Genomic DNA, 20,459 nt, shown 5'->3' with positions numbered 1-20,459 from the left:
TCAGAGCGAGTAGGGCAGGTAGCAGAGAGCGGCGAGGACCATGGCGCCCCAGCCGAGCAGGGCGGGCTTGCGGTACCAGGCGCTGTCGCCCTCGTCCGGCGCCTCGTCGGCGTCCGGCGACTCCGTCCCGTAGACGAGACCGGCCAGCTCCGCCTCCGGCTTGGGTGCGGTGAAGAGGGTGACGGCGACCATGACGACGGCACCGGCGACGAATCCGACGATGGCGGACACGAAGTTGGCGCCCTGGTCGGAGGGGATGTCGATGACGCCCTGCTTGTAGATGACGAAGTAGTTGACCATCGCGGCGGTGGTGCCCGCGACGAGGCCCCAGACACCGGACTTCATCGAGGCGCGCTTCCAGAACATGCCGATGATGAAGACGACGAACATCGGGACGTTGAAGAACGAGAACAGCGTCTGCAGGTACGTCATGATGTTGGAGAAGCTGGCCGCGATGAACGCCGTGCCGATCGAGGCCAGCACACCCACCGCGGTGATCAGCCGCCCGAACTTCAGGTAGTACGCGTCCGGCTGGTCCTTCTTCACGTACCGCTGCCAGATGTCCGTGGTGAACACCGTGTTGAACGAGGACACGTTGGCGGCCATACCCGCCATGAACGCGGCCAGCAGACCGGTCACCGCGATGCCGAGCACACCGTTGGGAAGCAGCTCCTGCATGAGCAGTGGAATGGCGTCGTTGTACGTCAGGTCCGAGTCGGGAGTGCCGATCCTGGGTACGACCACGGCGGCGACCAGACCCGGGATCATCACCGCGAAGACGATGAAGATCTTCGGGAAGGCGGCGATCAGCGGGGTGCGCTTCGCGGCGGACAGGTTCTTCGCCGACAGGGCGCGCTGCACCTCGGCGAAGTTCGTGGTCCAGTAGCCGAACGAGAGCACGAAGCCGAGGCCGAGGACGATCGTCAGCCAGTTGGCGCCGAGCGGGTTGGCGTCACCGATGCCGGTCCCACCCCAGGCGGTCATGAAGTCCGCGCCGTGTTGCTTCTCCAGCGAGCCGCTCAGCCCGTCCCAGCCGCCGACACGCTTGAGGCCCAGCAGGGTCAGCGGGATCAGCGCGGCGAGGATGACGAAGAACTGCAGCACCTCGTTGTAGATGGCGGAGGAGAGGCCGCCGATGGTGATGTAGACGAGGACGAAGAGCCCCGCGACGACGATCGCGACCCACTGGGGCCAGCCGAGCAGCGCCTCCACGACGATCGACAGGGCGTAGAGGTTCACGCCCGCGATCAGAATCGCCGCGAAGGCGAAGAGTATGGAGCTCAGCAGATGCGCCGACCTGTCGAAGCGCTGGAGCAGGAACTCCGGGACGGAGCGGACCTTCGACCGGTAGTAGAAGGGCATCATCACCAGGCCGAGGAAGACCATGGCGGGGATGGCGCCGATCCAGTACCAGTGGACGACCGCGACGCCGTACTGCGCGCCGGTCGCCGCCATGCCGAGGATCTCGGTGGCGCCGAGATTCGCCGCGACGAAGGCGAGACCGGTCACCCATGCGGGCAGTGACCGTCCGGAGAGGAAGAAGTCGAGGCTCGTCCTCACACTGGCCCGGGCGGCGAAGCCGATGCCGAGCACCACGACGAAGTAGATCGCCAGGATTGTGTAATCGAGCCCGTTCGTGGGGAGCCGGAGCCCTTCGGCCAGATATTGCATGGGGGGTACTCGCTTCGTTGCGCGAACTGAACCCGTCGGAACCTACGCTCATGTGTTCAGAAAATGAACAGGTTGGATGGCGTTCTTTGTTTGATCGTGATCGAGAGGGTCGAAATATCCGCATCTGACCAGCCTCTGCGCACAGGACGGGCCCAGGGCTCGTCGGCATTGACGCCCCTGTTGAGTTGTGATTAGTTATGTGCGGTTCTGTTTAGAGGGCGTTACATGGAGGAGCCTGGTGAAGAAGACGGTCACGACCCTCGCCGACGGCCGGGAGCTGATCTACTACGACTCCGCGGACGACACCGTCCGCGACGCCGCCGACCTGCGGCCGCTGGACGCCGTCTCGACATCCTCGGAGATCCGCCGCGACCCGCTGCTGGGTGACTCGGTGGCCGTCGCCTCGCACCGGCAGGGGCGTACGTACCACCCGCCGGCCGACGAGTGCCCCCTCTGCCCCTCGCGGGAAGGCCGGCTCAGCGAGATCCCCGACACCGACTACGACGTCGCCGTCTTCGAGAACCGCTTCCCCTCCCTCGCCGGCGACTCCGGCCGCTGCGAGGTCGTCTGCTTCACCTCCGACCACGACGTCTCCTTCGCCGGACTCACCGAGGTCCAGGCCGCCCTGGTCCTGGAGGCCTGGACCGACCGCACCGCCGACCTCGCCGAGCTCCCGCAGGTCACCCAGGTGTTCTGCTTCGAGAACCGGGGAGCCGAGATCGGCGTCACCCTCGGCCACCCGCACGGGCAGATCTACGGCTACCCCTTCGTCACCCCGCGCACCGAGCAGATGCTCCGCTCGGCGGAGGCCCACCGCGCCGCGACCGGCGGCAACCTCTTCGACGACGTCGTCGCCCGGGAGCTGGCCGACGGCGACCGGATCGTCCTGGAGGGCGAGCACTGGGTCGCCTTCGTGCCGTACGCCGCGCACTGGCCCTACGAGGTCCACCTCCACCCGCGCCGCCGCGTCCCCGACCTGCGGGAACTCGACGAGGCCGCACGCACGGAGTTCCCACAGGTCTATCTGGAACTCTTGAGGCGATTCGACCGGATCTTCGGCCCCGGCGAGCCGCCGACCCCGTACATCTCCGCCTGGCACCAGGCTCCCTTCAGGGTCCCCGGCCGGGAGGAGTTCGGGCTGCACCTCGAGCTCTTCACCATCAGGCGGACCACCGGCAAGCTGAAGTTCCTCGCGGGCTCCGAGTCCGGCATGGGCGTGTTCATCAACGACGTGCCGCCGGAGGCCGCGGCCCAGCGACTGCGAGAGGTAGCGAGCGAGTGAGCAACACCGGCAAGAAGTACCTGGTGACGGGGGGTGCGGGATACGTCGGCAGTGTCGTCGCCGCACACCTGCTGGAGGCCGGCCACACCGTGACCGTCCTCGACGACCTGTCCACCGGCTTCCGCGAAGGCGTCCCGCAGGGCGCCGAGTTCATCGAGGGCCGCATCCAGGACGCCGCCGAGTGGCTGGACCCCTCCTACGACGGGGTGCTGCACTTCGCCGCCTACTCCCAGGTCGGCGAGTCCGTCACCGACCCCGAGAAGTACTGGGTCAACAACGTCGGCGGCACCACCGCCCTCCTCGCCGCCATGCGCGACGCCGGCGTGCGCACGCTGGTCTTCTCCTCCACCGCGGCGACCTACGGCGAGCCCGTCTCCAGCCCCATCACGGAGACCGACCCCACCGCGCCCACCAGCCCCTACGGCGCCTCCAAGCTCGCCGTCGACCACATGATCTCCGGCGAGGCGACCGCCCACGGCCTGGCCGCCGTCTCCCTGCGCTACTTCAACGTCGCGGGCGCCTACGGCAGCTGCGGCGAGCGCCACAGCCCCGAGTCGCACCTCATCCCCCTGGTCCTCCAGGTCGCGCTCGGGCAGCGCGAGTCGATCTCCGTCTACGGCGACGACTACCCGACCCCGGACGGCACCTGCGTACGCGACTACATCCACGTGGCCGACCTCGCCGAGGCCCACCTGCTGGCCCTGGACGCCGCCACCGCGGGCGAACACCTCATCTGCAACCTCGGCAACGGGAACGGCTTCTCCGTCCGCGAGGTCATCGAGACCGTCCGCCAGGTCACCGGACACCCGGTCCCCGAGACCGCGGCCCCCCGGCGGGGCGGCGACCCGGCCGTCCTCGTCGCCTCCGCCGCCACCGCGAGGAAGCGGCTCGGATGGCAGCCGTCGCGCGCCGACCTGGCCGCCATCGTCGCCGACGCATGGACGTTCGCCCGCCGAGAGGAGCCCACCGCACCATGACCGACGACGCCGAGCTGACCGCCTCCTTCACCGAGCTGTACGGGACCGCCCCCGAGGGCATCTGGGCGGCACCCGGACGGGTGAACCTGATCGGTGAGTACACCGACTTCAACGACGGCTTCGTCATGCCGCTCGCCCTCCCGCACACCGCCCGCGCGGCCGTCGCCCGGCGCACCGACGGACTGCTGCGCCTGCACTCCACCGACGTACCGGGCGGGGTCGTCTCCCTGCGAGCCGACGAGCTGGTCCCGCACTCGGGCCACGGCTGGGCCGCCTACCCGGCCGGCGTCGTCTGGGCGCTCCGCGAGGCCGGCCACCCCGTCACCGGCGCGGACATCCAGCTCACCTCCACCGTCCCCGTCGGCGCCGGCCTGTCCTCGTCGGCGGCCCTGGAGGTCGTCACCGCGCTCGCCCTGAACGACCTGTTCCAGCTGGGCCTGAGCGCACCGGAGGTCGCCGTGCTCGGCCAGCGGGCCGAGAACGCGTTCGTCGGCGTGCCCTGCGGCGTCATGGACCAGATGGCCTCCGCATGCTGCACGGAGGGCCACGCCCTGCACCTGGACACCCGCGACCTCACCCTGCGCCAGGTCCCCTTCGACCTGGCCGCGCACGGACTGCGGCTGCTCGTCGTCGACACCCGGGTCAAGCACGCCCTGGGCGACGGCGCGTACGCGGAGCGCCGGGCCGGCTGCGAGGCCGGAGCCAGGGCACTCGGCATCCGCACCCTCCGCGACCTTCCGTACGAGGGGCTGGACGCCGCGCTGGAGACCCTCGCGGCGTCCGGCGAGGACGAGTCGGTCGTGCGCTACGTCCGCCATGTGGTCAGTGACAACCGACGGGTCGAGCAGGTCATCGCCCTGCTCGACGCCGGCGAGGTGCGCGCCGCGGGCCCGGTCCTCAACGAGGGCCACGTCTCGCTCCGCGACGATCTGAGGGTCTCGTGCCCTGAGCTGGACCTCGTGGTCTCGGCGGCGAACGCGGCAGGTGCGCTCGGGGCCAGGATGACGGGAGGCGGCTTCGGCGGGTCGGCGATCGTGCTGGTGGAGGAGGCGATGGCGGACACCGTCGCCAAGGCCGTCACGGAGGCGTTCGCCTCGGCCGGTCACGCCGCCCCGGGAGTCTTCCCCGCGGTTCCCTCGGCGGGCGGCCGACGGATCGCTCCAGCCGCTTGACCAGGATGAACTCGGCGACGCCGGGCGGGTAGTCCTCGACCTCGCCGACCACCTCGTACCCCTGCTTCCGGTAGAAGTCCGGGGCCTGGAAGTCCCAGGTCTCCAGCCGGGAGCGGGTACAGGCCCGGTCGTCGCGGGCGAGGCGCTCCGCCTCGGCGAGCAGTCGGGAGCCGAGGCCGAGGCCGCGGTGGCGGGTGTCGACCCAGAGGAGGTCGACATGGAGCCAGTGGGCCCAGGTCCGTCCGCTCAGCCCGCCGGCGAGCGCTCCCCGGCCGTCCAGGAGCCAGACGTCCAGCGGGACTTCGTGCTCGGCGGGGGTGGAGCGCAGGGCGCGCAGCTCCGGTGATCCGTCCCAGTTGTCCTCATGCAGCCGCTTGCCCAGCAGAATGCGACGTTCCTTGTCCACTGCGGTCTCAAGACGGAACATGAACAACACCCTAAACACCTTGAGTGGTCAGTTCCGCGAATAGCCTTCCGCCACCGGCCGCCCGCCGTACGCTGATGCTCAGCACCGGTGGGGGCCGGTGCCGTTTCAGGGGACGAGACAGTCGGATGCGACGCCCGGAGCGGGTGGCGGCCGGCACACGGCGGCGGCCGTGCGCCGACGGGCCACCGGAGTGCTCCGGGCGTCGTGTCCGCCGTGGTCCTTCCCCGTCGGGGCAGGCCAGGACGGGGAGCCCCAGGAGCTCGCACAGCATGGGGGTGTCTGTGGCTCGGATCCGGGTTCTGGTGGTCGACGACCACCGCATCTTCGCGGAGTCGCTCGCCGCGGCGCTCGCGGCCGAACCGGACGTCGACGTGTCCGCCGCGGGCAGTGGTCCCGCCGCGCTGCGGTGTCTGGAGCGTGCGACCGCCGAGGGCCGCCGCTACGACGTGATGCTGGTCGACGCCGAACTGGGCGTCCTCGCCACGGGCGGAGGCCGCACCGTACCCGCGCCGCGCGGCGCGCCGGACGGCGGAAGCGGTCCGGTGGACGGCATATCCCTGGTGGCCGGGGTGCGCTCCGGGCAGCCCCACATCCGGACGGTGGTGCTCGCCGAGAAGGACGACCCGTGCCGTGCCGCGACGGCTTTGCAGGCCGGCGCCTCGGGCTGGGTCGCCAAGGACTGTTCGCTCCAACGCCTGCTGACGGTCATACGGGGCGTGCTGCGGGACGAGACGCACCTTCCGGCCGCCCTGCTGACGGGAGTCCTGCGGGAGCTGACGGCGGCCCGCAAGCACCGGACCGAGAGCGAACAGCTCGTCGAGTCACTGACACCGCGCGAGCGCGAGGTGCTGCGCTGCATGGTGGCGGGCCTGGGCCGCAAGGCCGTCGCCGAGCGGCTCTACCTGTCGCCGCACACGGTGCGTACCCACATGCAGAACGTGCTGGGGAAGCTGGGCGTGCACTCGACGCTCGCGGCCGTGGCGCTGGCCCGGCGGGCCGGGGTGGGCCCGGCCGCGCTAACCGGGGACGTTGTCGAACGGGGCGGTCAGCCGGCGTAGCAGTCCGGCCAGTTCGGACCGCTGCCCACGGGAGAGCTCGCCCAGGATGGCCCGCTCCTGGGCGAGCAGCCCGGCCAGCGACTGGTCGGCCTTGTCGCGGCCCAGGTCGGTCAGCCTGACCAGGACACCCCGGCGGTCACTCGGGTCGGGCAGGCGCTCCACCAGCTGTTTCTTGGTCAGCCGGTCGATACGGTTCGTCATCGTGCCGGAGGTGACCAGCGTCTGGGTGAGGAGCTGTCCGGGGGAGAGCTGATACGGGGCGCCGGCGCGGCGCAGCGAGGTCAGGACGTCGAACTCCCAGGGCTCCAGCTGGTGCTCGGCGAAGGCGATTCTGCGGGCGCGGTCCAGATGCCGGGCCAGGCGGGAGACGCGGCTCAGGACCTCGAGTGGTTCCACGTCGAGGTCGGGGCGCTCGCGGCGCCATGCAGCGACCAGTCGGTCGACCTCGTCCTCCATGTCGATCAGTGTAAAGGGTCCCTCGACATGAAGTCTCTTGAATTCAAGTCTCTTGACGTCAAGAGACACTGTCGGTGATCCTGGCCCCATGACAGCACCCAGCTGGGACCCGCGGCAGTACCTCCGCCACGCGGACCACCGGACCCGCCCCTTCCATGATCTCCTGGCCAGGACCGGGCCGCTGCCGCACGAGCCCGCACCCCGGATCGCCGACCTCGGCTGCGGCGCCGGCAACGTCACCGCGCTCCTCGCCGCGCGTTGGCCCGGGGCCCGCGTCACCGGCTACGACAGCTCTCCCCACATGCTCGAAAGCGCCCGCGCCCACGCCGGCCCCCTCCTCGACTTCGCCGAAGCCGACGCCGGGACCTGGGTGCCCGCCGAGACGTACGACCTCATCGTCTCCAACGCCCTCCTCCAGTGGGTCCCCGGCCACACGGCCCGCTTCCCCCACTGGCTGGACGCCCTCGCCCCCGGAGGCACCCTCGCCTTCCAGGTACCCGGCAATTTCGACGCCCCCAGCCACACCCTCATGCGTGAGCTGGCCGCCTCCCCCCGCTGGCACGACCGCCTCGGCGGCCTCCTGCGCCACGCCGACGCCGTGCACACCCCTGCGGAGTACCTGGAGCACCTCACCGCGCCGGGGCGCGTCGTGGACGTGTGGGAGACCACCTATCTGCATCTCCTGCGGGGCGAGGACCCCGTCCTCGACTGGGTCAGGGGAACCGGCCTGCGGCCCGTCCTCGACGCCCTCGCCGACGACCCGCAGGCCCGCGAAGCCTTCCTCACCGCATACCGCGACCTGCTGCGCGCCGCCTATCCCGCGGGCCCGCACGGCACCGTCTTCCCCTTCCGCCGCGTCTTCGCGGTGGTCCGCACCGCAGGGTGAGCGGTCACGGCCGGGCGGACGGGCCCCCGCCCCCCGCGGTGCGGACCGCGGCCGGGGACCTGCGGGCGTCACCCGTACGAGTGATCACACGCCCACCGCGGCGGGTCAGCTCTTCCGGTGGCCTATCAGCCGCGGTTTCGACTCGAGGTTCTCCAGCCCGTGCCACGCCAGATTCACCAGATGGGCCGCGACCTCGGCCTTCTTCGGCTTCCGCACGTCCAGCCACCACTGGCCCGTCAGCGCGACCATTCCGACCAGGGCCTGGGCGTACAGCGGGGCCAGCTTCGGGTCGAAGCCCCGGGCCTTGAACTCCAGGCCCAGGATGTCCTCGACCTGTGTGGCGATGTCGCTGATCAGTGACGCGAACGTGCCCGTCGACTGTGCGACCGGGGAGTCACGGACCAGGATCCGGAAGCCGTCCGTGTACGTCTCGATGTAGTCCAGCAGCGCGAACGCCGCCTGTTCCAGCAGCTCACGCGGATGACCCGCGGTGAGCGCCCCCGTCACCAGGTCCAGCAGCTGGCGCATCTCGCGGTCGACCACGACGGCGTACAGGCCCTCCTTGCCGCCGAAGTGCTCGTACACCACCGGCTTGGAGACCCCGGCACGCGCCGCGATCTCCTCCACCGAGGTGCCCTCGAAGCCCTTGTCGGCGAACAGGGCGCGTCCGATGTCCAGGAGCTGCTCGCGGCGCTCCTTCCCCGTCATCCGGACCCGCCGGGCCCGTCGCGTCGGGGCGGACATGCTCTTCTCGCCGCTGGTGCTTCCGTCGGTCGCCACGTCGTCAATCATGCAGGGTCGGCGGCCACGGGCTTGCGGCGGGCGGCGATACGCGAGGCGTCGGGCCACCGGACGTCGTGCGCCCAGCCGAGCTTCTCGAACCAGCGAATCAGCCGGGCGCTGGAATCGATCTGCCCCCTCATCACCCCGTGACGCGCACTCGTCGGGTCCGCGTGGTGCAGGTTGTGCCAGGACTCACCGCACGAGAGAACGGCCAGCCACCACACGTTCCCGGACCTGTCGCGGGACTTGAACGGCCGCTTGCCGACCGCGTGGCAGATGGAGTTGATCGACCACGTCACGTGGTGCAGCAGCGCGACACGGACCAGCGAACCCCAGAAGAAAGCGGTGAACGCGCCCCACCACGACATGGTGACCAGACCGCCGACCAGCGGCGGGATCGCCAGCGAGAGGATCGTGAAGCTGAGGAAGTGACGGGAGATTGCACGGATCGCCGGGTCCCTGACCAGGTCCGGGGCGTACTTCTGCTGCGGCGTCTGCTCCTCGTTGAACATCCACCCGATATGGGCCCACCACAGGCCCTTCAGCAGCGCCGGGAAGTTCTCACCGAACCGCCACGGCGAATGCGGGTCACCCTCGGCGTCGGAGAACCGGTGGTGCTTGCGGTGGTCGGCCACCCAGCGCACCAGCGGGCCCTCGACCGCCATGGATCCCGCGACGGCCAGGGCGATGCGGAGCGGACGCTTCGCCTTGAACGAGCCGTGCGTGAAGTAGCGGTGGAAGCCGATCGTCACACCGTGGCAGCCCCAGTAGTACATGACGACCAGCAGGCCGAGGTCGAGCCAGCTGACGCCACGGCCCCAGGCCAGCGGCACCGCCGCGACCAGGGCCGCGAAGGGCACAACGATGAACAGCAGGAGCGCGATCTGCTCGATCGAACGCTTCTTGTCGCCGCCGAGCGTGGCGGGGGGAGGTGCGGGGTCGCCTGCCGCCGTCGGCAGGCCGTCGTCGATCACATCGGGGCTGGTGGGCATGTGGGGAGTCCCCCGTGGGGTGAGGAAATATGACGGTATGAGCGGGCTACGCTTCCGTAACCTACGGCAACGTAAGTATTGCAGCGAACGGGGCCGGGACACGAGAGCGCCGCCACCCCAACCCTTGCGGCGACGAGGCACTCCCCCTCCGTATACCCCCGATCCGTCTCACCCCTCAGGGCAACGAGCACGCCGGACCCCCGGACACCTATCCTGGGTGGGTCGGACAGCGCGGTCCGCACTCTGCATATCCGGGGTGACCCGTCAGCACCGCGAGCGCCCCGGCCCCCCTGACAGACGTGCTCAACCACTGCAAGGAGCCGCACACTGTGAGCAGTGCCGACCAGACCCCTGCCGCCAACACCGAACTGCGGGCAGACATCCGCCGGCTCGGCGACCTGCTGGGCGAGACCCTCGTACGACAGGAGGGCCAGGACCTCCTCGACCTCGTCGAGCGCGTCCGCGCCCTGACCCGCACCGACGGCGAGGCGGCAGCCGAGCTCCTCGGCGACACGGACCTGGAGACCGCCGCACAGCTCGTGCGCGCCTTCTCCACCTACTTCCACCTCGCCAACGTCACCGAGCAGGTCCACCGCGCCCACGAGATGCGCGACCGCCGGGCCGCCGAAGGCGGGCTCCTCGCCCGCACGGCCGACCGCCTCAAGGACGCCGACCCGGAGCACCTGCGCGAGACGGTCAAGAACCTCAACGTACGGCCCGTCTTCACCGCGCACCCCACCGAGGCCGCACGGCGCTCCGTGCTCAACAAGCTCCGGCGCATCGCCGCGCTCCTCGAAACCCCCGTCATCGAGGCCGACCGGCGCCGCCAGGACATCCGGCTCGCCGAGAACATCGACCTCATCTGGCAGACCGACGAGCTCCGTGTGGTCCGCCCCGAGCCCGCCGACGAAGCCCGCAACGCCATCTACTACCTCGACGAACTCCACGCCAACGCCGTGGGCGACGTCCTGGAGGACCTGGCCGCCGAGCTCGAGCGCGTCGGCGTCGAACTGCCCGCCGGCACGCGTCCCCTGACCTTCGGCACCTGGATCGGCGGCGACCGCGACGGCAACCCCAACGTGACGCCCGCCGTCACCTGGGACGTGCTCATCCTCCAGCACGAGCACGGCATCACCGACGCCCTCGAACTCGTCGACGAGCTGCGCGGACTGCTCTCCAACTCCATCCGCTACACCGGAGCCACCGACGAGCTCCTCGCCTCCCTCCAGGCCGACCTGGAACGACTTCCGGAGATCAGCCCCCGCTACAAGCGGCTCAACGCCGAAGAGCCCTACCGGCTCAAGGCCACCTGCATCCGGCAGAAGCTCGTCAACACCCGTGAGCGCCTCGCGGCCGGCACCCCGCACCGCCCCGGCTGCGACTACCTCGGCACCGCCGAGCTCACCGCCGACCTGGCCCTCATCCAGACCTCGCTCCGGCAACACAAGGGCGCCATCGTCGCCGACGGCCGGATGGACCGCACCATCCGGACGCTCTCCGCCTTCGGCCTGCAGCTCGCCACGATGGACGTACGCGAGCACGCCGACGCCCACCACCACGCACTCGGCCAGCTCTTCGACCGCCTCGGCGAGGAGTCATGGCGCTACGCGGACATGCCCCGCGACTACCGGCAGAAGCTCCTCGCCAAGGAGCTCCGCTCCCGCCGGCCCCTCGCCCCCACCCCGGCCCCGCTCGACGCCGCCGGCGAGAAGACCCTCGGTGTCTTCCACACCATCAAGCAGGCCTTCGAGCGCTTCGGCCCCGAAGTCATCGAGTCCTACATCATCTCGATGTGCCAGGGCGCCGACGACGTCTTCGCCGCAGCCGTGCTCGCCCGCGAAGCCGGCCTCCTCGACCTCCACGGCGGCTGGGCCAAGATCGGTATCGTCCCGCTCCTGGAGACCACCGACGAGCTCAAGGCCGCCGACGTCATCCTCGACGAGATGCTCGCCGACCCCTCCTACCGCCGGCTCGTCTCGCTCCGGGGCGACGTCCAGGAGGTCATGCTCGGCTACTCCGACTCCTCGAAGTTCGGTGGCATCACCACCTCCCAGTGGGAGATCCACCGCGCCCAGCGCCGCCTCCGTGACGTCGCCCACCGCTACGGCGTGCGCCTGCGTCTCTTCCACGGCCGCGGCGGCACCGTCGGACGCGGCGGCGGCCCCTCCCACGACGCGATCCTCGCGCAGCCCTGGGGCACCCTGGAGGGCGAGATCAAGGTGACCGAGCAGGGCGAGGTCATCTCCGACAAGTACCTCATCCCCGCACTCGCCCGCGAGAACCTCGAACTGACCGTGGCGGCCACCCTCCAGGCCTCCGCCCTGCACACCGCGCCCCGCCAGTCCGACGAGGCACTCGCCCGCTGGGACGCGGCCATGGACACCGTCTCGGACGCCGCCCACGCGGCCTACCGCAAGCTGGTCGAGGACCCCGACCTGCCGACGTACTTCCTCGCCTCCACCCCCGTGGACCAGCTCGCCGACCTCCACCTGGGCTCGCGGCCGTCCCGCCGCCCCGGCTCGGGCGTCTCGCTCGACGGCCTGCGCGCCATCCCGTGGGTCTTCGGCTGGACCCAGTCCCGGCAGATCGTGCCCGGCTGGTACGGCGTCGGCTCCGGCCTCAAGGCCCTGCGCGAAGCGGGCCAGGGCAACGTCCTCGAAGAGATGCACGAGCGGTGGCACTTCTTCAGGAACTTCATCTCCAACGTCGAGATGACCCTGGCCAAGACCGACCTGCGCATCGCCCGGCACTACGTCGACACCCTCGTCCCCGACGAGCTCAAGCACGTCTTCGACGCCATCGAGGCCGAGCACGAGCTCACCGTCAGGGAAGTCCTCAAGGTCACCGGCAGCAAGGAACTCCTCGGCACCAGCCCGGTGCTCCAGCAGACCTTCGCCATCCGCGACGCCTACCTGGACCCGATCTCCTACCTCCAGGTGTCCCTGCTCGCCCGCCAGCGCCAGGCCGCCGAACGCGGCGAGGAGGCCGACCCGCTCCTCGCCCGTGCCCTGCTGCTCACCGTCAACGGCGTAGCGGCGGGCCTCCGCAACACCGGCTGAGCCGGTCGCCGGCCCGTCCGCGGGAGGAGTGACCGGGTGCGGTCCCGTCAGAGGGCGACGAACGTCGCCGTCAACAGGGCCGCACCCGCGAGCCCCGCGCCCCACGCCGTCCGCGTCAGCCGCATACCGCCACCGATCACCGGGGCGGCCAGCACCAGCGCACCTCCCAGCGGGACCCAGGCATGCAGGAAGCCCGGAACCCCGGTACGCACGACGTCCCCGGTTCCGGGCTTCACCACGACGGGGAAGCGGTCCCCCTTCCGCGCCGCGACGGACCGCTCGACGGTCACCTCGGAGCGCTTCGACGCGTCCGCGTCCGGCGCGAACGCGCCCGTGCACACGTCCTCACCGCACGACGTCACCGTCATCCTCCCGTGCTCACGGCCCTTGGCCAGCACGATGTGGTGCGCGCTGTCCCACGACGACCACACCGCCGCGGCCAGCAGCAACAGGACGACACAGCCCGCGGCGAACGTACGGCCGTGGGCCAGCAGCCGGTGGGAGGAACTCCGCTTCATGGGGGCCGATCCTTGGGCAGAGCCCTGCCCTCGGTCAACCTGTGGCCGAAAAACACCCAGGAAGCAACAGGAATGTCAGGAGTTGTACGCGGACTGGGCCCGCTCCAGCCCCTCCGCCAGCAACGACTCCACGGCATCCGCCGACCGGTCCACCAGATAGGCGAGCTCCTTGCGCTCCGCCGACGAGAAGTCCTTCAGCACGAAGTCGGCGACCTGCATCCGCCCCGGCGGCCGCCCGATCCCGAACCGCACCCGGTGGTAGTCCGGACCCATCGCCTTCGTCATCGACTTCAGCCCGTTGTGCCCGTTGTCACCGCCGCCCAGCTTCAGCCGCAGCATGCCGAAGTCGATGTCCAGCTCGTCGTGCACCGCCACGACGTGATCGGTGGGCACCTTGTAGAAGTCCCGCAGGGCGGTGACCGGTCCCCCCGACAGGTTCATGTACGACATCGGCTTCGCCAGCACCACACGACGGCTCAGGGGGCCGGGCGGACCGATCCGCCCCTCCAGCACCTGTGCCTGCGCCTTCTGGGCCCGCTTGAACTTCCCGCCGATCCGCTCGGCCAGCAGATCGGCCACCATGAAACCGACGTTGTGCCGGTTCGCCGCATAGTCGGGCCCGGGATTCCCGAGGCCCACGATCAGCCAGGGGTCGGTGGCGTCGGACATCAGACCTCGGTCTCCTCGCAGTGCGTACACGCCGGACAGGGCGGGTTGGTACGCGTCGGAACGGGTGGGTACAGGAAGACGGGGCGGCGGCACCCCCGGAAGGGAACCGCCACCCCGTCAGTCAAGCAGGTGGGGCGAGGCTCAGCCCTCGGCACCCTCGGACTCGGCACCCTCGCCGGCCGGCTCCTCGGCCTGCGCCGAGACGACCTGCAGCACGACGGCGTCCTCGTCGCCCGCCAGCACCGAACCCTTGGGCAGCGGCACGTCCTTGGCGAGGATCGAGTCACCGGCGTCCAGGCCCGCGATCGACACCGTCACGGACTCGGGGATGTGCGTGGCCTCGGCCTCGACGAGCAGCGTGTTCTGCACGTACTCGAGCAGGTTGCCACCCGGCGCCAGGTCGCCCTCGACGTGCACCGCGATCTCGACGTTGACCTTCTCGCCGCGCTTCACGGTCAGCAGGTCGACGTGCTCGATGTGGCCCTTGATGGCGTTGCGCTGCACGGCCTTCGGGATCACCAGGGCGTCCTTGCCGTCGATCTCGAGACCGATCAGGACGTTGGCGGTACGCAGGGCGAGAAGCAGGTCGTGGCCCGGCAGGTTGACGTGAACCGGCTCAGCACCGTGGCCGTAGACGACCCCGGGAACCAGGTTGGCGCGACGGGTGCGACGGGCAGCGCCCTTGCCGAACTCCGTGCGGACCGTTGCGTCGAGCTTGATCTCAGCCATGCTGCACTCCTCGTGAGGTGACGAAAAACCGATGGTCACCCGGCCCACGACAGGCCTGCTACGAAGAGCGCGTCGATAACGGAGCACCGGTCCCCATGACCACGCATGAGAACGGCCTCCCTCGCCGAGCAACTCACTGAGTCTACCCGGCGGGGAGGCCGCACCCAAAGTCGATCACCCGCAGGTGGTCAGTCCTTCTCCTCGAAGAGGCTCGTCACCGAACCGTCCTCGAAGACCTCGCGCACCGCACGCGCGATCGTCGGCGCGATCGAGAGCACCGTGATCTTGTCGATCTCCAGCTCACCCGGCGTCGGCAGCGTGTCCGTGAACACGAACTCACTGACCTTCGAGTTCTTCAGCCGGTCCGCCGCCGGGCCCGACAGCACACCGTGCGTGGCCGTCACTATGACGTCCTCGGCGCCGTGCGCGAACAGGGCGTCCGCGGCGGCACAGATGGTGCCACCCGTGTCGATCATGTCGTCGACCAGGACGCACACCCGGCCCTCGACGTTACCGACCACCTCGTGGACGCTGACCTGATTCGGCACGTCCTTGTCGCGGCGCTTGTGGACGATCGCCAGCGGCGCGTCCAGACGGTCGCACCAGCGGTCCGCGACCCGCACCCGGCCGGCGTCGGGCGACACGATCGTCAGCTTCGACCGGTCCACCTTCGCGCCCACGTAGTCCGCCAGGATCGGCAGTGCGAACAGGTGGTCCACCGGGCCGTCGAAGAAGCCCTGGATCTGGTCCGTGTGCAGGTCGACGGTGAGGATGCGGTCCGCGCCCGCCGTCTGCATCAGGTCCGCGACCATGCGCGCCGAGATCGGCTCACGACCACGGTGCTTCTTGTCCTGCCGGGCGTAGCCGTAGAACGGCACGATCACCGTCACCGACCGTGCCGACGCGCGCTTCAGCGCGTCCAGCATGATCAGCTGCTCCATGATCCACTTGTTGATCGGAGCCGTGTGGCTCTGGATCAGGAAGCAGTCGGCACCGCGAGCGGACTCCTGGAACCGCACGTAGATCTCACCGTTGGCGAAATCGAAGGCCTTCGTCGGCACGAGGCCGACACCCAGCTGATGTGCGACCTCCTCGGCCAGCTCGGGGTGGGCGCGGCCGGAGAAGAGCATCAGTTTCTTCTCGCCGGTCGTCTTGATCCCGGTCACAGCACAGTCTCCTCAGACGTGTATCTGGCGCCGCGCGCAGGTGTCCCGATGTGCGACGAGCCAGCCGAAATGGGTGAGCATCTATCACGGTACGCCGCCTTCGGCGCACCTGTTTCCGGTCAGCTTTCGCCGTCGGACTCCTGCACGGCCGCCTGAGCGGCCTGAGCCGCAGCGCTCCCAGGACGCTTCCGGGCCACCCAGCCCTCGATATTCCGCTGCTGGCCCCGCGCGACAGCCAGCGAACCGGCGGGCACGTCCTTGGTGATGACCGAGCCCGCAGCCGTGTAGACGCCGTCCCCGACCGTGACAGGCGCCACAAACATATTGTCCGACCCGGTCCGGCAGTGCGACCCGATCGTGGTGTGGTGCTTGGCCACCCCGTCGTAGTTCACGAACACGCTCGCCGCGCCGATGTTGGTGTGATCACCGATCGTGGCGTCCCCGACATAACTCAGGTGCGGCACCTTCGTGCCCTCCCCGATGGTCGCGTTCTTCATCTCGACGTACGTACCCGCCTTCGACTTCGCCCCCAGGCGCGTCCCCGGCCGCAGATACGCGAACGGCCCGACGGAGGCCCCGGGGCCCACCTCGGCGCCGTCCGCGACCGTGTTGTCCACCCGGGCGCCCGCGTGGACGACGGTGTCCCTCAGACGGGAGTTCGGGCCCACCTCGGCGTCCTCGGCGAGGTGCGTCGCACCCAGCAGCTGGGTCCCCGGGTGCACGATCGCGTCACGCTCGTACGTCACGGTCGCGTCGATCAGGGTGGACGCCGGGTCCACGACGGTCACGCCCGCCAGCATGGCGCGCTCCAGGAGCCGCTCGTTGAGCAGCCGCCTGGCCTCGGCCAGCTGGAGCCGGTTGTTGATCCCGAGGATCTCCCGGTGGTCGCCCGCGACCGAGGCCCCCACGCGGTGCCCGGCCTCCCGCAGGATCGACAGCACGTCGGTGAGGTACTCCTCGCCCTGGCTGTTGTCCGTACGCACCTTCCCCAGCGCGTCACTCAGCAGGCGGCCGTCGAACGCGAAGACCCCGGAGTTGATCTCCCGGATCGCGCGCTGCGCCGCGGTGGCGTCCTTGTGCTCGACGATCTCGGTGACGGCACCGGTGCCCGCGTCGCGCACGATCCGGCCGTAGCCGGTGGAGTCCGGGACCTCGGCGGTCAGCACGGTCACGGCGTTCGCGTCGGCCGCGTGGGTGGCGGCGAGCGCGGACAGGGTCCCGCCGGACAGCAGAGGGGTGTCCCCGCACACGACGATCACGGTGCCGTCCACGGATCCGCCGAGCTCTTCCAGGCCCATCCGGACCGCGTGGCCGGTGCCGTTCTGCTCGGCCTGGTAGGCGGTGCGCACGGGGGTGTCCCCGGCGGAGAGGTGCGCGGTGACCTGCTCGCCGGCGTGACCGACGACCACGACGAGGTGCTGGGGGGCGAGCTCACTGGAGGCGGCGACGACATGTCCGACGAGCGAGCGCCCGGAGATCTCGTGCAGGACCTTGGGGGTCTTCGACTTCATGCGGGTGCCCTCACCCGCTGCGAGGACGACGACTGCTGCCGGGGGGTTGGCGCTCACGGATGTGCCCTTCGGCTTCGGGTGGTGGACACCCGCAGGATACCGGGGGCGTTTGTGCCCGAAACGAGCGCGGGCCCCGACCGGAGAGGTCGGGGCCCGCGTGCCGGAGCTCCCCCATCAGGATTTGAACCTGAACAGACGGTACCAAAAACCGCAGTGCTGCCTGATTACACCATGGGGGATCAATACCGACTGAACCGGACATTGTTCCGGCCCGCCGGATCGGCACCCAACACTATGCCGTACCAAGCGCCTTCCACGCGACGACGGAGCTCCGCGCTCTCGGTCAGGGCGGCCCGGGAGCCCCCTGCCGCAGGAGTCCCCCGCCGCCGGGCCGAGGGGACGCCCGGCCCGCCGGAGCGTGGGATCGCGGCACGACCGGTCACCTTCCGTGCTGACGGAGTCCCCGGAAAATGAGATGCGTCCGCCCGTAGGCTGGATGCCATGACCGCAACGGGGGCAGACCGGGAAGCGGCGGGTCCGACCACCCGCGGCTACTGGTGGTGGGAGCGGCGGCGCGGTGTCGCCCTGGACGTGGGGCTTGCGCTGCTCTCGGCGCTGGAGTGTGCGCTGGAGGGAGTGGAGTTCGCCCGGGACACCGGACTGCCGGTGCCGTTCGGGGTGCTCTTCGGGCTGCTGGCGGGGTCGGTGCTGGTGCTGCGCAGGCGGTGGCCGATCGCCGTGGTGCTGGTGTCGATCGCGACGACGCCGGCCGAGATGGGCTTCCTCATGGGGATCGTGGGGCTGTACACCCTGGCGGCCTCCGACGTCCCGCGCAGGATCACGGTGGTGCTGACGGGGATGACGCTCGTCGGCACGTTCATCGTCTCCTACGTGCGCCTGCGGCAGAGCGTGAGTGATCACGCGGACTTCGGGCCGGGTGTCTGGTACGTCCCGGGGGTCTCGCTCTTCATGTCGTTGGGGCTGACGGCGCCCTCGGTGCTCTTCGGTCTCTACATCGGTGCCAGGCGACGGCTGATGGAGAGCCTGCGGGAGCGGGCGGACTCGCTGGAGCGGGAGCTGTCGTTGCTGGCGGACCGTGCGGAGGAGCGGGCCGAGTGGGCGCGCACGGAGGAGCGGACGCGGATCGCGCGGGAGATGCACGACGTGGTGGCGCACCGGGTGAGTCTGATGGTGGTGCACGCGGCGGCGTTGCAGGCGGTGGCGCCGAAGGACGCGGCGAAGGCGGTGCGCAACGCGGCCCTGGTGGGGGACATGGGCCGGCAGGCGCTGACGGAGCTCCGGGAGATGCTGGGGGTGCTGCGCAGCGGGGACGCCCTGGTGGCCGCGCCGTCGGGGCGGGTGCCGCTGGCGTCGGTGGGGCGGGTGGCGGCAGCCGCCGCGGCCGCGGCGGTCGAGGACGGGCCGCGGCTGTGCGAGGTGGAGGCGCTGGTGGCGCAGTCCCGCGAGGCGGGGATGACGGTGGAGCTGTCCGTGGAGGGGGAGCTGCGTCCGTACGCGCCGGAGGTGGAGCAGACGGCGTACCGGGTGGTGCAGGAGGCGTTGACGAACGTGCACAAGCACGCGGCGGGCGCGCGGACGTGGGTACGGCTGGCGCATCGGGGGGCGGAGGTCGCCATGCAGGTGGAGAACGGTCCCACGGACGGTGTGACGGCTGATGCGGGGCTGCCGAGCGGTGGCAACGGTCTGGTGGGGATGCGGGAGCGGGTGCTGGGCCTGGGGGGCGTGTTCGTGTCGGGGCCGACGGACGCGGGGGGTTTCCGCGTGTCGGCGGTGCTGCCGGACGGTGAGGCGGCGTAGAGCTCCTGCGCTCCGGGGGGTCAGCCGGAGGTGAGGCGGGCGGGCTGTGTGCCGGTCACGAGCGTTTCGAGGGCCCGGTCGATGTCGGAGCCGAGGTACCAGTCGCCGGTGTGGTCGATGGAGTAGACGCGTCCTTCGCTGTCGATGGCGAGGACGGCCTGTCCGTCGCCTTCGTCGCCGAGGGGGGCGACTTCGGTCCGGAGCGCGCGTCCGAGGTCGCCGAGTGTGCGAGCCAGGTGGAGTCCGCTGAGCGGGTCGATGCGCACGGTGGTGGTCGCGATCTGCCGGCCGGGTGCGGACGGGGTGAGGCGCAGTCCGCCGAATTCGGCCCAGGCCTCGACGGCTGCGGGGAAGACGGCGTGCTGGTGCCCGGCGGGGGAGGAGTGGGAACGGAGGGCGTCGGCCCACTCCTCGGCCTGCCGGATGTCCCAGCGGCCGGGTTGCCAGCCGGCGTCGCGGAGTGCGGCGTCGACGGCGACGGGGAAGCGGGTCGTGGAGGTGCGGCTCTGCTGGCCGGGTACGTCGTTCCGGTCGTGCATGGTGGTGTGCTCAGCCCTTCTCGGCGGTGGTCGCCGCACCTGTGGTGAGGTCGACGGGGCGTACGCCGAAGTGGGCGAGCATCACCGTGCAGGAACGGCACGGGGGCGCGTAGCTGCCGTGGAGGGGGTCGCCGTCCTCGCGGATGCGGCGGGCGGTGAGGCGGGCGTGTTTGAGTGCGCGCCGGGCTTCGCCGTTGGTGAGGGGTTTGCGCTGGGCCCGCTTGGAGCGGCTTTCGTCGGCTGCGGTGAGCTGGCGTGACAGGAGTATGGCTTCGGGGCAGCGCCCGGTGAAGCGTTCGCGCTGGTTGCTGGTGAGGGTGTCGAGGAAGTCCTGCACGAGCGGGTGGAGGACGGGTGGCTGGTCGCCCTTGCCCGCGGTGCAGGTGAGTGTCTCCCCGCGTACGGACAAGGCGGCGGCCACGGCGGGCAGGATGCCGTCGCGGCGGTGGTGGAGGTGCGGTGGGCGGCTGGGCTCGGTGGTGCTCCAACTGAGTCGCGGGTCTCCGGATGTGACTGCTTGTGCTGTGCGCATGGTGCTCGTGTCCCTCCCTGCAATCCCCCGAGTTGCGGGGGACAGCCTGCCAAATATGCAGGGTGGTGGGGAAGCTGGGTCGGTGAAACGTGTCTGCGTGTCGTGACCCGGGGGCCGAATCGTCGTGTGTCCGTCACGCGGCGGTGACGCTCGGTGAGTGGGGTGCGGGGGCGGGGGGCCTTGTTGCGTCACCGCATAGGCTGTGCGGAACACC

General features: G+C 70.5%; 18 protein-coding genes, 1 tRNA gene and 1 pseudogene. 7 read left to right on the top strand and 13 right to left on the bottom strand.

Annotation, left to right across the window (positions count from 1 at the left end):
• Positions 1-1,671 (bottom strand): sodium:solute symporter family protein, encoded by a 1,671-nt coding sequence (locus ACHFIV_RS29005; RefSeq protein ID WP_398975169.1) that lies wholly within the window; start codon positions 1,669-1,671, stop codon positions 1-3.
• 238 nt (positions 1,672-1,909) lie between these two features.
• Between ACHFIV_RS29005 and galT the strand changes: the two genes are divergently transcribed.
• Genes galT through galK form a run of 3 tightly spaced genes read left to right on the top strand, consistent with a single transcriptional unit; the run spans position 1,910 to position 5,102 of the window.
• Entirely contained in the window at positions 1,910-2,953 is a 1,044-nt protein-coding gene (galT, locus tag ACHFIV_RS29000) for a galactose-1-phosphate uridylyltransferase (protein WP_398975166.1), read from the top strand.
• Positions 2,950-3,930 carry a UDP-glucose 4-epimerase GalE gene (galE, locus tag ACHFIV_RS28995; RefSeq protein ID WP_398975163.1) on the top strand — a complete coding sequence of 327 codons (981 nt, stop codon included), beginning with the start codon at positions 2,950-2,952 and terminating at the stop codon, positions 3,928-3,930. Before galT ends, galE begins: the two co-directional genes overlap by 4 nt.
• Positions 3,927-5,102 (top strand): galactokinase, encoded by a 1,176-nt coding sequence (gene galK, locus ACHFIV_RS28990; RefSeq protein ID WP_398975161.1) that lies wholly within the window; start codon positions 3,927-3,929, stop codon positions 5,100-5,102. Before galE ends, galK begins: the two co-directional genes overlap by 4 nt.
• On the opposite strand, the pseudogene ACHFIV_RS28985 reads toward galK, so the two are convergent.
• Positions 5,092-5,529 (bottom strand): annotated as a pseudogene (locus ACHFIV_RS28985) (GNAT family N-acetyltransferase); the annotation flags it as partial. The gene galK and the pseudogene ACHFIV_RS28985 overlap by 11 nt on opposite strands.
• 269 nt (positions 5,530-5,798) lie before the next feature.
• On the opposite strand from ACHFIV_RS28985, the gene ACHFIV_RS28980 reads away from it, so the two are divergent.
• The gene (locus ACHFIV_RS28980; RefSeq protein ID WP_398975158.1) at positions 5,799-6,587 is read left to right on the top strand and encodes a LuxR C-terminal-related transcriptional regulator; all 789 of its coding nucleotides are present in this window, start codon (positions 5,799-5,801) and stop codon (positions 6,585-6,587) included.
• Here the strand turns inward: ACHFIV_RS28980 and ACHFIV_RS28975 are convergent.
• Positions 6,546-7,043, bottom strand: a complete 498-nt coding sequence (locus tag ACHFIV_RS28975; protein WP_398975154.1) for a MarR family winged helix-turn-helix transcriptional regulator — start codon at positions 7,041-7,043, stop codon at positions 6,546-6,548. The two genes, ACHFIV_RS28980 and ACHFIV_RS28975, sit on opposite strands and share 42 nt — an antisense overlap.
• Positions 7,044-7,131: 88 nt before the next feature.
• Here ACHFIV_RS28975 and ACHFIV_RS28970 point away from each other — a divergent pair, with 88 nt between their 5' ends.
• Positions 7,132-7,929: a trans-aconitate 2-methyltransferase gene (locus tag ACHFIV_RS28970; RefSeq protein WP_398975151.1), complete on the top strand. Its 798-nt coding sequence runs from the start codon at positions 7,132-7,134 to the stop codon at positions 7,927-7,929.
• A gap of 105 nt (positions 7,930-8,034) precedes the next feature.
• Here ACHFIV_RS28970 and ACHFIV_RS28965 read toward each other — a convergent pair whose 3' ends face one another.
• Positions 8,035-8,721, bottom strand: a complete 687-nt coding sequence (locus tag ACHFIV_RS28965) for a TetR family transcriptional regulator (RefSeq protein ID WP_398975149.1) — start codon at positions 8,719-8,721, stop codon at positions 8,035-8,037.
• Entirely contained in the window at positions 8,718-9,704 is a 987-nt protein-coding gene (locus ACHFIV_RS28960; protein WP_398975146.1) for an acyl-CoA desaturase, read from the bottom strand. The genes ACHFIV_RS28965 and ACHFIV_RS28960 overlap by 4 nt, the downstream gene beginning before the upstream one ends.
• A 329-nt stretch (positions 9,705-10,033) precedes the next feature.
• Here ACHFIV_RS28960 and ppc point away from each other — a divergent pair, with 329 nt between their 5' ends.
• A complete protein-coding gene (gene ppc, locus ACHFIV_RS28955) occupies positions 10,034-12,763 on the top strand; it encodes a phosphoenolpyruvate carboxylase (RefSeq protein ID WP_398975143.1) in 2,730 nt (909 codons plus the stop codon).
• 47 nt (positions 12,764-12,810) lie between these two features.
• On the opposite strand, the gene ACHFIV_RS28950 is transcribed toward ppc, so the two are convergent.
• From ACHFIV_RS28950 to ACHFIV_RS28925, 6 genes are all read right to left on the bottom strand, one after another.
• Positions 12,811-13,281 (bottom strand): hypothetical protein, encoded by a 471-nt coding sequence (locus tag ACHFIV_RS28950; protein WP_398975140.1) that lies wholly within the window; start codon positions 13,279-13,281, stop codon positions 12,811-12,813.
• A 75-nt stretch (positions 13,282-13,356) separates the two neighbouring features.
• Positions 13,357-13,950, bottom strand: a complete 594-nt coding sequence (pth, locus tag ACHFIV_RS28945; RefSeq protein WP_398975137.1) for an aminoacyl-tRNA hydrolase — start codon at positions 13,948-13,950, stop codon at positions 13,357-13,359.
• A 141-nt stretch (positions 13,951-14,091) separates the two neighbouring features.
• Positions 14,092-14,679 (bottom strand): 50S ribosomal protein L25/general stress protein Ctc, encoded by a 588-nt coding sequence (locus ACHFIV_RS28940; RefSeq protein WP_398975134.1) that lies wholly within the window; start codon positions 14,677-14,679, stop codon positions 14,092-14,094.
• Positions 14,680-14,867: 188 nt separating this feature from the next.
• Positions 14,868-15,845 carry a ribose-phosphate diphosphokinase gene (locus ACHFIV_RS28935; RefSeq protein WP_398975131.1) on the bottom strand — a complete coding sequence of 326 codons (978 nt, stop codon included), beginning with the start codon at positions 15,843-15,845 and terminating at the stop codon, positions 14,868-14,870.
• 119 nt (positions 15,846-15,964) lie between these two features.
• Positions 15,965-17,413 carry a bifunctional UDP-N-acetylglucosamine diphosphorylase/glucosamine-1-phosphate N-acetyltransferase GlmU gene (gene glmU, locus ACHFIV_RS28930; protein ID WP_398975129.1) on the bottom strand — a complete coding sequence of 483 codons (1,449 nt, stop codon included), beginning with the start codon at positions 17,411-17,413 and terminating at the stop codon, positions 15,965-15,967.
• Positions 17,414-17,522: 109 nt separating this feature from the next.
• A tRNA-Gln gene (locus ACHFIV_RS28925) sits at positions 17,523-17,595 on the bottom strand.
• Between the two features lie 262 nt (positions 17,596-17,857).
• On the opposite strand from ACHFIV_RS28925, the gene ACHFIV_RS28920 reads away from it, so the two are divergent.
• Positions 17,858-19,174 (top strand): sensor histidine kinase, encoded by a 1,317-nt coding sequence (locus ACHFIV_RS28920; protein ID WP_398975126.1) that lies wholly within the window; start codon positions 17,858-17,860, stop codon positions 19,172-19,174.
• Between the two features lie 20 nt (positions 19,175-19,194).
• On the opposite strand, the gene ACHFIV_RS28915 is transcribed toward ACHFIV_RS28920, so the two are convergent.
• A complete protein-coding gene (locus tag ACHFIV_RS28915; RefSeq protein WP_398975123.1) occupies positions 19,195-19,713 on the bottom strand; it encodes an SUKH-3 domain-containing protein in 519 nt (172 codons plus the stop codon).
• A gap of 10 nt (positions 19,714-19,723) precedes the next feature.
• Positions 19,724-20,245 carry a YwqJ-related putative deaminase gene (locus ACHFIV_RS28910; protein WP_398975120.1) on the bottom strand — a complete coding sequence of 174 codons (522 nt, stop codon included), beginning with the start codon at positions 20,243-20,245 and terminating at the stop codon, positions 19,724-19,726.
• Positions 20,246-20,459: the final 214 nt, after the last annotated feature.

Origin of the sequence: Streptomyces sp. ALB3 (assembly GCF_044385685.1) — a bacterium.
Classification (GTDB): Bacteria; Actinomycetota; Actinomycetes; order Streptomycetales; family Streptomycetaceae; genus Streptomyces.
The sequence above is the reverse complement of the archived record's forward strand: the minus strand, read 5'-3'. Positions and strand labels throughout refer to the sequence as shown.

Coding starts and splice junctions, on each gene's coding strand:
- ACHFIV_RS29005 (WP_398975169.1), bottom strand. CDS start 1,671: ATGCAATATCTGGCCGAAGGGCTCCGGCTCCCCACGAACGGGCTCGAT.
- galK (WP_398975161.1), top strand. CDS start 3,927: ATGACCGACGACGCCGAGCTGACCGCCTCCTTCACCGAGCTGTACGGG.
- ACHFIV_RS28980 (WP_398975158.1), top strand. CDS start 5,799: ATGGGGGTGTCTGTGGCTCGGATCCGGGTTCTGGTGGTCGACGACCAC.
- ACHFIV_RS28975 (WP_398975154.1), bottom strand. CDS start 7,043: ATGGAGGACGAGGTCGACCGACTGGTCGCTGCATGGCGCCGCGAGCGC.
- ACHFIV_RS28970 (WP_398975151.1), top strand. CDS start 7,132: ATGACAGCACCCAGCTGGGACCCGCGGCAGTACCTCCGCCACGCGGAC.
- ACHFIV_RS28965 (WP_398975149.1), bottom strand. CDS start 8,721: ATGATTGACGACGTGGCGACCGACGGAAGCACCAGCGGCGAGAAGAGC.
- ACHFIV_RS28960 (WP_398975146.1), bottom strand. CDS start 9,704: ATGCCCACCAGCCCCGATGTGATCGACGACGGCCTGCCGACGGCGGCA.
- ACHFIV_RS28950 (WP_398975140.1), bottom strand. CDS start 13,281: ATGAAGCGGAGTTCCTCCCACCGGCTGCTGGCCCACGGCCGTACGTTC.
- pth (WP_398975137.1), bottom strand. CDS start 13,950: ATGTCCGACGCCACCGACCCCTGGCTGATCGTGGGCCTCGGGAATCCC.
- ACHFIV_RS28940 (WP_398975134.1), bottom strand. CDS start 14,679: ATGGCTGAGATCAAGCTCGACGCAACGGTCCGCACGGAGTTCGGCAAG.
- ACHFIV_RS28920 (WP_398975126.1), top strand. CDS start 17,858: ATGACCGCAACGGGGGCAGACCGGGAAGCGGCGGGTCCGACCACCCGC.
- ACHFIV_RS28915 (WP_398975123.1), bottom strand. CDS start 19,713: ATGCACGACCGGAACGACGTACCCGGCCAGCAGAGCCGCACCTCCACG.
- ACHFIV_RS28910 (WP_398975120.1), bottom strand. CDS start 20,245: ATGCGCACAGCACAAGCAGTCACATCCGGAGACCCGCGACTCAGTTGG.